The sequence below is a fragment of the Pseudomonas sp. MD195_PC81_125 genome (genome assembly GCF_014060985.1).
In the GTDB taxonomy this organism is placed as follows: Bacteria; Pseudomonadota; Gammaproteobacteria; order Pseudomonadales; family Pseudomonadaceae; genus Aquipseudomonas; species Aquipseudomonas parakoreensis.
Genome location: NZ_JABULD010000361.1, coordinates 1 through 11,089, shown reverse-complemented (window position 1 = coordinate 11,089; position 11,089 = coordinate 1). Strand labels below are relative to the sequence as shown.

Here is an 11,089-nt window from a genome sequence, read left to right as displayed (position 1 = left end):
AGGTCAATTAAAAACCCGACGCTGGCGCAAGGTGCTGGTTAACCTAGCTACGCCGCACATAAGCCTTGCCATAATGCCGCTCCATGCGCGCCTGAATCAGCTCCAGACCGATCGACATCAGCCAGTAAATGATCGCCGCCGTGGTCAGCATCTCGATGTAGCGGTAGCTCGAGCGTCCGTAGGACTGTGCCAGAAACATCACTTCCCAGACGCCCATCACCGAGATCAGTGACGAGTCCTTGAGCATCGAGATGAACTGGTTGGTGGTCGGCGGGATGATCGTGCGCATCGCCTGGGGCAGGGTGATGCGCCAGAAGATCACGCTCTCGCGCATGCCCAGCGCCAGCGAAGCTTCGCGTTGGCCGTAGGGCACGCCGAGGATGCCGGCGCGGAAAATCTCGCTCAGGTACGCGCCATAGTTGAGTGACAGGGCAATGATCCCGGCGACCACTGCGCCGGGCACCACGCCCAATTGCGGCAGGCCGAGGTAGATCAACAGGATCTGGATCAGCAGCGGCGTGCCGCGAAAGAACGAGGTGTAGAAACTGGCGATCCCGAACGCCACGGCGCTTTTCGACAGGCGCGCGAGGGCGGTGACGAAGCCCAGCAAAGACGAAGCGACGATGGCGCACGCGCAAAGAAACAGGGTCAGCGCCGCACCCTGCAGAAAGCCGTTGGGCGCCAGGTGCACGCCAAGCTTCATAAGCATATGAGCGAAAAAGCATATGGGCACAGCAAGCACGGTAATTCTCGATGGCGGCATGGGCCGTGAGTTGCAACGCGCCGGGGCGCCGTTTCGGCAGCCAGAGTGGTCGGCGCTGGCCCTGATCGAAGCGCCGCAAGCGGTCGAAGCGGTGCACGCCGCTTACATCGCCAGCGGCGCCAATGTGATCACCAGCAACAGTTATGCGGCCGTGCCGTTTCATATCGGCGAGGCGCGGTTTGCCGCTGAAGGTCAGGCTCTGGCGGCGTTGGCCGGGGAGCTGGCACAGCGTGCGGTACAGGCTTCGGGCAAAGCGGTGCGGGTGGCCGGTTCGTTACCGCCGCTGTTCGGTTCCTATCGCCCGGACCTGTTCGAAGCGACGCGGGTGAACGAATTGCTGGCGCCACTGGTGACCGGCCTGGCGCCGCATGTCGATCTGTGGCTGGCGGAAACCCAGAGCTCGATCATCGAGGCGCGTTCCATTCGTGCCGGTCTGCCGCAGGACGGCAAACCGTTCTGGCTGTCGTTTACTTTGAAGGATGAAGACACCGACGAAGTACCGCGTCTGCGTTCCGGTGAGCCGGTGGCTGAGGCTGCGGCCGTGGCGGCGGAGGCTGGGCGTCGAGACGCTGCTGTTCAACTGCAGCCAGCCGGAAGTGATCGGCGCGGCGATTGACGCAGCTCGCGATACCTTCGAACGCCTGGGCGTGCAGATTCATATCGGCGCGTATGCCAATGCGTTTCCACCGCAACCGAAAGAGGCGACGGCCAATGACGGCCTCGATCCGTTGCGCGACGATCTGGACCCGCCGGGGTATCTGCACTGGGCGAAGGATTGGCAGCGGCGTGGTGCCAGCCATTTGGGCGGTTGCTGCGGGATCGGGCCGGAACACATTGCGGTGCTGGCGCAGAAACTGGGGTAAACAACAGATCAAAAGATCGCAGCCTTCGGCAGCTCCTACAGGGGATTGATGTTCACCCTGTAGGAGCTGCCGATTTTGCTTTGACGATTTAACTACGGCACTCGACCAAGCCTTTCACCTGCCCGGTCGGCGTCTGGTTGGCATCGCTCAACCACTGCTCGAACCCTGCCGCAATCGCCGGCCACTCTGAATCCAGAATTGAATACCACGCGGTATCGCGGTTCTGGCCCTTGACCACCATGTGCTGGCGGAACACGCCTTCGAAGCTGAAGCCCAGGCGTTCGGCGGCGTATTTGGAGCGGGCGTTGCCGTTGTTGCACTTCCATTCCAGGCGCCGGTAGCCCAGCGCGAAGGCATATTTGGCGAGCAGGTACACCGCTTCAGTGCTTTTCGGCGAGCGCTGCATCGACGCGCCGAAGGTCACGTGGCCGATCTCGATGCGGCCCTGCGCCGGGACGATCGACATCAGGCTGAGGATGCCCTGCACCTGGCCTGTAGCGCGGTCGATGATGCTGAAGAAATACGGATCGCTGCTGGCCGCATGGTTGTTCAGCCAGTCATTGAACGCGTTGCGCTGCGGAAACGGCCCGTAGGGCAAGTAATCCCACAGCTTAGGGTCGGCGCCGGGGCCCTCAAGGGCGTTAAACAGCTCGTCGCCGTGGCGCGCCGGGTCAAGTCTTTCCAGGCGGATAAAGCGGCCTTCGAGCAGTTTGCTGGTGGGCGCCGGAACGCCTTTCCAGTCGGCAAGGGAAGTGGTCATGCACGCGGCTCCTTAAATGGCTTTGCGAAACTGGATGAATCCCGGGCGCTCGGCGATGCGCTCGTAGAGCTGGATCGCGGTGGCATTGGTTTCGTGGGTCAGCCAATGCACCTTGCAGCAACCGTCGGCCTTGGCGGTGGCGTAGACGTGTTCGATCAGCCGGCGTCCGACGCCAGTGCCACGGGTCTCCGGCGTCACCAGCAGGTCCTGCAGGTAGCAGGAGTTTTCGATGCTCCAATTGGAACGGTGATAGATGAAATGCACCATGCCCACTGCTTTTCCGTCGGCCCAGGCGAGGGCGGCATGAGTCGGTTCGCTCGGGTCGAGGAAGCGCTGCCAGGTGCTGTGCGTGACGGTGTCCGGCAACTCGGTGTTGTAAAAGCGCAGGTAGGCCTGCCACAACGGCAGCCAGGCAGTGTGATCACCGGCAGTCACCGGGCGGATCTGGATCTGACTCATGCTGATTTCCTTAACGCATCAAGTGGGCGAGGGTCTGGTCATTGATGTCGGGGCTGGCAGCGAGGCCTTCGCGCACGCCGGCAATGTCTTCGGCGCTGCGGTTCTGGCTGAGCTTGCGCTTGCCTTCGAGGCGGTCGATGGGAATGGCGAAACCGACGATGGCCTTGAGCATGCCGTCGATGTAGTCGGCTGGCGCGTCGTCGACCTTCCACGGCTGCGCGCGCCCGGCTTCATGGCGATCAGTCAGTGTGCTGACGATGTCGAGCAGGCGCCTGCCGTCGCTGAAGGTTTCCGCGTGGCCGTAGGCGTGCACGGCGACGTAGTTCCAGGTCGGCACGACTTTGCCGTGCTCGGCCTTGCTCGGGTAAAACCCGGGGCTGACGTAGGCGTCGGGGCCGGCAAATATCAGCAGCGCTTCGGCGCCGTCGCGCAGGTCTTTCCATTGCGGATTGGCTTTGGCCAGGTGCCCGTACAGCGTGCCGTTCGGACCCTGTTCGCGGTGCAGCAGCACCGGCACATGGCTGGCTTGCAGACCGTTTTCACCGTGACTCACAAGAATGGCAAGGCGAGTGGCGAGGATCAGTTCGTGCAATTGCGACAGGTCGTCGATGGCGAAGGCGCGGGGCGTGTACATGGAGAGATTTTCCTTGGCGAATGCCTGCATCCTAGGCAGGCTATTGGTCTGTTGTAAGAGCCATTGATGACCAATTTCATAGGTCCATTGTCATGCCCGAATCGACCACACTGTCTATGCCGTTCAATCCGGCGGGAATCGAACTCGACCGCCGCCAAGGCTTGAGCCGCCAGCTCTATCAGGCATTGCGCGCGCGCGTGCTGGATGGACGCCTGGCCAGTGGCACGCGCTTGCCTGCCAGTCGCGATTTGGCGCTGGCCCTGGCGATTTCGCGAAACAGCGTGGTGCGGGCCTATGACCAGTTGTATGCCGAGGGTTTTATCGAGGGGCGGGTGGGGGGACGGCACGTATGTTGCCCAATTGCCCCAGACAGTGCTGCCGGCAAAAAAACTATCCACAAAAATATCCACAGGGTTTTCAACAGGCTTACCCACAGCCTTATCCACAGATGGGCTGGATTTGCCTGTGGATTCATCCAGCAAGGTTATCCACAGTGCTGCGCTGACTCGCATCCAAAACAATCATTTGTCCCGTCCACCGAGTGGCCCGCCCCGGGCTTTTCGGGTGGGTGTTCCAGCGTTCGATCTGTTTCCTTTTGATGTCTGGGCCAAGCTGAATGCGGCTTTCTGGCGCAAACCGGATCTGCAGCAACTGTGTTACGGCGATCCGGCCGGCGATGCACGATTACGCGGCATGATCGCCGCCTATTTGCGCAGTTCACGAGGCCTGCCATGCACAGCTGAGCAAATAGTGATCACCAGTGGCGCACAGCAGGGGATCAGTCTTTGTGCACAGCTGTTGGTCGAGCCGGGTGACGGCGTGGCGATCGAGAATCCGGGCTATCGGGCAGCCGGTCATGCCTTCGCCGTAGTCGGTGCGCGGTTGCACGGAGTGGCGGTGGACAGTGAGGGAATCGATTGCAATCAACTGGCGGACCTGAAGGACTGTCGGCTGACTTACGTCACTCCATCGCACCAGTACCCCACCGGCGTGGTCATGAGTCTGGCTCGACGGCTTGAGCTGTTAGCCTGGGCCGAGCGCGCACAGGGCTGGATCGTCGAGGATGATTACGATGGCGAGTACCGTTACAGCGGTGCGCCGCTAGCCCCTTTGGCTGCCCTTGACCGACATGGGCGCGTCCTTTATGTCGGCACATTCGGCAAAGTCGCTTTTCCGGCATTGCGTCTGGGTTATCTGGTGTTGCCGCCGGGATTGGTGGATGCCTTTGCCCAACGGCGCGCCGTGGATGTGCGTCATTCGGAAGTCAGTACGCAAGCGGTGATGGCCGAGTTCATGGCCGCCGGGCATTTCCAGCGGCACATCCGGCGCATGCGTCGCGCGGCGTTGAGTCGGCGCAACAGTCTGCTCGGTGGCTGGCCGCAAGATATTGCGGGCATCGGCCCATTGCCCGCTGTCGCCGCCGGGCTGCACTTGACCGTTGCCGTCGAGAATGTGGCACGCGAACGCGAACTGATTGATCTGGCGCGCGGTGTCGATGTCGAAATCAATGCCTTGAGCAGCTATTGGCTGGAAGACTCGACGGTTCCGGTCGATCGTCGTGCCGGGCTGGTTCTGGGCTTCGCAGCCGTGTCTGAACAGGCGATCGAGGCGGCGCTCCAGCGTTTGCGAACGGTTTGGTGCACCCCTTTGACTTGAAGCGGGAGCCATGCAGGCGCCCGCATCCGTTCTCAAGGGCGTGGTTCGAGTTGCAGGAACACACTCGGATCACTGATCCGGCGCAAGACGTAATCAAGCGGCGTCAGACTACTCAAGGCTTTACGACGTTCGGCACTGAGCGACTGCAGGTGTGCATCGGCGATTTTCAGGTGTGCGGCGGTGAATTGTTCTGGCGGGTCTGCCAGCGAATCATAGTGAAAGTGCGCCAGCCACAGCGGTCGGTCCTGATCAGTGCTGTCGAGTATCTGATATTCCTGAAAATAATCCTGGCGCTTTTTGGTCCTGATCCGCCCCTGGTCGTTTCTTGCGACCCGCACTTGGTCGTTTTCCAGCAGCCATTGCAAGTAGGCTTGTCGCGGCTGGCGATGTTTGAGCAGTTCTGCGCGCACGGCGATGCCTTGGGCGCGCAGGCGCTCGGCGGCGCCGTTGAGTTCCATGCTCAAGGTTGCGACGGGCAGCCGCGTTCCACCGCCGGCGACGATGCGCGCCTGGGCTTGTTCAACATTGCTTGCCAACTGCTCCAGTCGGCGGGCCTGATTATTGAAGAGATCCTGCATGTCAGCCGGTATGCGGTTGGGTTTGAGCGCATCGCGACGGGTCCGGTCGATGAACGCCTGGACGTGCTCATTTTGGGTCAGGGCGTCATCGATGATGTCGATATCGTCGAGGTGCGCTTTGGGAGCCGCCTTCGGGGCAACCGGGAGTACTTGTTGCAGCAACGCGTCGCTCGCGGTTGCCGGCTTGGCGGGTGCAGGATCGCGTGGACGACTCTTGGTGACCTTGCCGGCGGGGCGAGACGGTCCTGCGACCGGTGGCTTTGCCGCGAGCGGCATGGCTCTGTCGGCGTTCTCCGGCAGCCCTTCGCTCAATTGTTCCTGGGCCAACTGCCTGAACTCACCGATAAGGCTTTTGATTCGCTCGATTTCGGTTCGGTCGATCATGTCGGGGTACTCGCCTGGCAAGTCGCCCAAGCGTTGTTCGGCGTCATCATAGACATCGATCAACCGGCTCAAGCGATCGATGCGCGCCTCCACGCTCTGTCCCGTATCGGGCGATCTGAGCAAGGCGGCATGCTGGTGACTGGCGGTTGCCGCTTCGACAATCAATACACCGGTTGCTTCCCGTGCCGCTTGGGTGGCCGTGGTACGCAGGCATAATTCATGGGACATGCCGATGGCATTGGATTTCAAGTCCCATTGAGTAAAAGCAGGCAGCAGGTTGCGCAATTGTTGGGCGGTGGTCATGCCGGCGCTGCCGGTAGCATCAAGCGCGGCGAGGGAGTCGTAGGACTGTTTCAGGCGGGCAATCATTTCCTGCTCAACGCCAGGGTTTGTTGCACCTCCTGAATATGCGACTGCAATGCGCTCGACGAATCGATCACGGTGTTCTCGACCAGCTTTTGAGTCAGCTGCGAGTACGCGTTGCGTTTGAGGACGAACCAGAGGCTGAGGTTTTTCTGCAGCAGCACTGTCATGCGCTGCAACTCGCTGAAATAGCCCTCTGTTCCGCCCAGCAGGCGCCACTGGCCGAGGTTTTTCAGGGCCTCGTCGTAATCGCCTATGAGTTTTTCCACCTGCTCAAGGTAGCGTCTGGAGGCCTCTTCATGGGCTTGCCCCGAACTGCCCAGCAATGATGTCTGAGCGGTTTCCAGGGCGGCGTTAGCCGTGGCTTCCTGACCTCTGAAAACGTCCAGGGCCGAGCCCAGTTGGCTTCTTTGCGTTTCCTTTTCCTTGCGCTGAGCCTTGAGCCGGCTCTTGAGGCTTGTGCCTCCGGCGCCGCCGCGCAAGCGCAGTCGTGTGTCCACGAACCATTGACCCCGCTGGTTATGGATCAACAGAGGCCCGGTGTTTGAAGGCGTCTTCGGATAGACGATCAGCACCTGCTCGTCATCGTTTTCCATGACCTGAAACCAGCGCTCACCGACCTGGGCAAAGGTCTTTGAATTGAGGCGATACATGGGCGCCTTGCCGCGCAGCAAGGTTTCCAGATTGGCCGCGGTCAAGTCAGGAGGCGAGACTGCCAGCCCGTTCAAAAACGTTGCCAACGCCGATGTCGAACGACGAGGTACCGAGCCGCTGGCTGCAAGCGAAGAGCAGTGGCTGTCAGGCAGCTCGCCAGTCATGACGGTATTGATGTGCGTAACCGTGGGCAGCGCAGGCCTCGTTGGGCGGATGATTTCGACTCTGGGCATTGTTGCGGTGCGGGTGCCGGTCTTGCGTCGAGCGGCGGCGTGATGGGCCAGAATCATCCCCATGTTCAGCAGCATGTCGGCAATGGCGCTCCACTGGGCACGCTGATCGCCGCGATTGTATGCGTCAACGACTTGATCAGTTTCACTGATGCTTTGCCAGACCCAGATAGCGGCTCCGGCCGGGCCGCAGAGAAAGTTTGCGGCCACGTTGAGCAGCGCCCAGCCGCTGTCGCGCAGCAGGTTCCAGCGTCGTTGCGCATTAGACAGTGATTGACGGTCCGCGAGCTCGGCCATCGCCAGTGCATGGGTCTTGAACAGGACCGTAAACACGTCCCCGGTCAGCTCTTGTGTGGACAACTCGACAGGCCCGGCCCAGTTCGCGGAGGTCCAGGGCTCGGCAAGCATTTGTGCCCCCAGCCATGGACTCGGCAGGCCGACAGGGAACGTGTATTGCTCATACTTGAAGCTGGTTTGCGAATCCGCCAGCCATGCGAGTACCGAATCTCTCAAGGCGCCTGATTGATGCAAGGCGTACAACAGGTTTTGTGTCGAAGGGAACTGCAGCAGTGGCTGATCCATCAAGGAGCGATACAGCAGACAAGGCCCGGTTTCGTTATTGCGTTCAGCGATGATGAACATATTGGTGACGGTGTCACCGTTGTCCTGCCCGGCCTGCACGAACTTCAGGGGACGGATGCCTACGGTACGCGGCCGGCCGGGCGTCGGTTTGAGCCATTCACGCACAAAGCGATAACCCTGCTCATCGATACCGCCAAGGCCACGCAGTTTGCACTCCAGCGCAATCAAGGGAAGCAGCGCTTGCAATTGGCTGATGTAAAAAGCCTGCTGCAACGGTGCTTGCACCGGATCGTCAATCAATCTGTTTCTGATCAGTTCAGGGTAGGCCTGGCCAATATCAACCTTGGCCGCCATGTTCGTCAGGTAGGCGACCGTCAGCCAGGACGGCACCGGGTATGCCGGGCTGAACGTAATGGAGGCCAGATACGGCGCGCTGTTTTGCAGTGCGTACTCAGCCAGGGTTTCGGTGTGAGTGTCGTGCGGATTGGGCAGCGTCACGCCGCCCGATTCGAAACTATGGGTGACATGGATGCGCAAGTTCTCCAGCGGCAGCCCGACAGCAGTTTTCTGCTCGGCAAGAATCGCCTCACGCATACGGTTCTGTGCATAGGTGTCGATAGACGGAATCGGTTGCAGGACAGTGTCTGCCTGGCGATAAAGCTGGCCCAGGGCATTGATCGATTGGCTGTACTGATCAAGGTCGGCGGCCGATGCGTCAAACAGCCAGTCGGGTATTGCCTCGTTCAGACCGATGAGCGCGTTCGCTGGCGGCTCGCTGTCGTCCAGCACAGAGGGAAGAGTGCCGCTCGGCGATTGTGCTGCGGTGACGAGGCTTTGTCGGGTCAATGCCTTAATGGCATCCAGCTGGCTGGAGACCAGCGCCCAGGCCATGTGATCAAAGAAATTGCCTTCGGGTTCGAATAATTGCCACTGCAGGTTCTGACCGCTCGGCAATGCGATGCGCGAAGGCAATGAATCACCCAGTTGCTCAAGAGAGTCGTACGTTTCATAACCGTTTTCCACGGTGTACATCATGACCAGATCGCGTTGCTCGTAACGTCCGGTCACCACGGCAGCGCCCCCCAGAAGAAAGTGATGTGCGATGCCTTGAGCATCGACGCCATCCATATCCAGCAGGCATACCCGAATGGCCGCCAGTGTTTTGTCCTGGATCAGACGTTTCTGTTTATCGGGTTGCTGAGAGATGGCCCGCGCGACCCGGCACTGAATCTCATCCCAACCGTCAGCGCTGCTCACGTCCAGGGCTTTGCGCAATGCTTCGGACAGGGCCTGCCATCGCGGCACCTGGTGTTGAGTGCTGTTCCAATATTCCAGCTGGTGTTCGGCAAAAGCCACGAACAGCAAGGGCGAGCAGTCATTGAGCACCACGGCAATGGCCTCGATATCGACGTCCAGATGCACCACGGGCGTGGCCTGGGGATTCAGGGTCAGATAGTGTTCGCCCTCCAGATAGTTGGCACTGGAACCGCTCAGGCAGTGGCGGATCAGGGTCTGGGTCAGCGATTCGTATCGGGTCGGCAAGGCCATCAGATTACCGTCGAGCCACTGCCATTGCGGTGTTGCGATCTTGGTCACATCGGGATCGATATCTCGTTGCGGATAGCGCGCTTTCAGTGCCTGGCGGAGCATGGTGGCGGCGACCTCATCGATTGTCGGGCCGCGACTGGTCTGGTGGATGATCAGGCTTTTTTGTAGCAGTGTCCGGGTTTCGCCGTTCTCTGAATCGTTGCTCATTGTCACTTCCTTTTGACGTGGCGGGTTCATTTGAAAAACAGTGCGCGTGCCTGCTGCGGGCTGATCGCGCTGCGATAGATGGCAATGATTTGCGGGTTGCTGCTGGCGGAGCTCAAATCGATGGCGCCGGCCAGGCGCCGCTGTTCCTGAAGTTTCAGGTGGGCCGCCGTGAAGGCATCGACAGGCGCGTCGAGGCTGTCGTAATGGAAGTGGGCGTACCATAACGGCCTGCCGGTGCCTCGCTCGCGAATCTCATACTCCTGCAAGTAATCCTTGCGCGGCCCTTTCAAGCGGCGTCGGGCTCCGCTCGAGACAATGACGACTTCCTCCTTGCTTAATAACCATTGGATCCGGGCAGCCGTGGGCGGTTGTTGTTTGATCATTTGCACCCGCACCCGGTAACCCTCGGCGTACAGGCGCCCACAGGCTGCATGCAGCTGCGCGATCAGCGCGGGTGGTTCCTCGGTGCTGTTGGCCCGCAGGCGCGCCTGCTCCAGGTTTTTTGCCTGCTCATCAAGCTGTTCGGCCTTGTGCTGAAACAATTCTTCGATTTCTATCGGGATGCGCCCGGGCTTTTTCGCGTGCGCCTCGGTCTGCCGGATGAATCCTTCCACGCCCTCCAGCAGCGTCTGGCCTTGAGTCAGTTGCGTGGCGAGATCCGTGGCGGAGGCCGTGGGGTGACGACGACCGGGCTGTACGCGCTCGACCCAGACTCCCGGAGTTTTTTCATGAAAGGTGGCAATCACGTTGCCGGTCATGGGCGCTTTTACATCGAGCAGGATCGGTTGTCCTGGCGCCGAAGGACGCAGTTCCCCAACGACCGTGCCTTTGAAACGGGTTTTGATGACTCGTTTGCGTGAAGCCGGCGCTGGCCTTGAAGGGCCGGGAAGAGGTTTGACAGGCGCGTGATCCACCAGCAGTTGCGCCAGGTGCTTTTCGGTCTGCTGCTGGAATTCGCCGATTCGGGTGCGTAGATGTTCGAACGGCAGATCAAGGATTTCGTCCTTGTGGTTGACCTGAAAATCTTCGAGCGACTGAGCGATGTCGGCAAACTGTTCCAGCAGGTCGTTGAGGCCTTCGATCCGTTCGATGGTCCCGAGGCTGGGGTGTTCGGTCATCAGTTCCTGAGAGGTCTGGATGACCAGATTGCTGCTGTCGATCAAGCGTACGAGATCGGCTTGCGCCTGGCTCGGGCCTGCCGGCGCCTGTTCTTTCAGACAGAGATCGCGCGCCAGCGAAACCTGCAGCGCCTTGAGATCGTTGACACTGTAAGCAGGAAGCCTGGTGCGATAGGTATTGGCGATTTGCGCGGCGCTCTTGCCCAACCGGCTCAGTTCCTGGAAGCGCGATTGGGCGAATTCGATCCTGTTGATCATGCCTTCGCTTAAGTCTGACATCTTGCGATAGG

5 protein-coding genes and 4 pseudogenes are annotated in these 11,089 nt (G+C 60.4%); 2 read left to right on the top strand and 7 right to left on the bottom strand.

Features of this window, described 5'->3' with window-relative positions; genetic code table 11:
- Window positions 1-43: 43 nt before the first annotated feature.
- Window positions 44-697 (bottom strand): annotated as a pseudogene (locus HT737_RS15180) (amino acid ABC transporter permease); the annotation flags it as partial.
- Between the two features lie 28 nt (window positions 698-725).
- Here HT737_RS15180 and HT737_RS15175 point away from each other — a divergent pair.
- Window positions 726-1,626 (top strand): annotated as a pseudogene (locus HT737_RS15175) (homocysteine S-methyltransferase family protein).
- A gap of 88 nt (window positions 1,627-1,714) precedes the next feature.
- Here HT737_RS15175 and HT737_RS15170 read toward each other — a convergent pair.
- From HT737_RS15170 to HT737_RS15160, 3 genes are read right to left on the bottom strand one after another with little or no spacing between them, the layout of a single operon-like run.
- Window positions 1,715-2,386 (bottom strand): GNAT family N-acetyltransferase, encoded by a 672-nt coding sequence (locus HT737_RS15170; RefSeq protein ID WP_131670765.1) that lies wholly within the window; start codon window positions 2,384-2,386, stop codon window positions 1,715-1,717.
- Between the two features lie 12 nt (window positions 2,387-2,398).
- A complete protein-coding gene (locus HT737_RS15165) occupies window positions 2,399-2,845 on the bottom strand; it encodes a GNAT family N-acetyltransferase (RefSeq protein ID WP_182403105.1) in 447 nt (148 codons plus the stop codon).
- 10 nt (window positions 2,846-2,855) lie between these two features.
- On the bottom strand, window positions 2,856-3,479 hold the full coding sequence (locus HT737_RS15160) for an FMN-binding negative transcriptional regulator (RefSeq protein WP_182403103.1): 624 nt from the start codon (window positions 3,477-3,479) through the stop codon (window positions 2,856-2,858).
- A 92-nt stretch (window positions 3,480-3,571) separates the two neighbouring features.
- On the opposite strand from HT737_RS15160, the pseudogene HT737_RS15155 reads away from it, so the two are divergent.
- Window positions 3,572-5,135 (top strand): annotated as a pseudogene (locus HT737_RS15155) (PLP-dependent aminotransferase family protein).
- Between the two features lie 32 nt (window positions 5,136-5,167).
- Here the strand turns inward: HT737_RS15155 and HT737_RS15150 are convergent.
- The 3 genes and pseudogenes from HT737_RS15150 to HT737_RS31830 form a co-directional block, all read right to left on the bottom strand.
- The gene (locus HT737_RS15150) at window positions 5,168-6,466 is read right to left on the bottom strand and encodes a hypothetical protein (RefSeq protein WP_182403101.1); all 1,299 of its coding nucleotides are present in this window, start codon (window positions 6,464-6,466) and stop codon (window positions 5,168-5,170) included.
- On the bottom strand, window positions 6,463-8,817 hold the full coding sequence (locus HT737_RS32395; protein WP_308809987.1) for a dermonecrotic toxin domain-containing protein: 2,355 nt from the start codon (window positions 8,815-8,817) through the stop codon (window positions 6,463-6,465). Before HT737_RS32395 ends, HT737_RS15150 begins: the two co-directional genes overlap by 4 nt.
- A gap of 890 nt (window positions 8,818-9,707) precedes the next feature.
- Window positions 9,708-11,089, bottom strand: a pseudogene (locus tag HT737_RS31830) (hypothetical protein); the annotation flags it as partial.

Coding starts and splice junctions, on each gene's coding strand:
- HT737_RS15160 (WP_182403103.1), bottom strand. CDS start 3,479: ATGTACACGCCCCGCGCCTTCGCCATCGACGACCTGTCGCAATTGCAC.
- HT737_RS15170 (WP_131670765.1), bottom strand. CDS start 2,386: ATGACCACTTCCCTTGCCGACTGGAAAGGCGTTCCGGCGCCCACCAGC.
- HT737_RS32395 (WP_308809987.1), bottom strand. CDS start 8,817: ATGGCCTGGGCGCTGGTCTCCAGCCAGCTGGATGCCATTAAGGCATTG.
- HT737_RS15150 (WP_182403101.1), bottom strand. CDS start 6,466: ATGATTGCCCGCCTGAAACAGTCCTACGACTCCCTCGCCGCGCTTGAT.
- HT737_RS15165 (WP_182403105.1), bottom strand. CDS start 2,845: ATGAGTCAGATCCAGATCCGCCCGGTGACTGCCGGTGATCACACTGCC.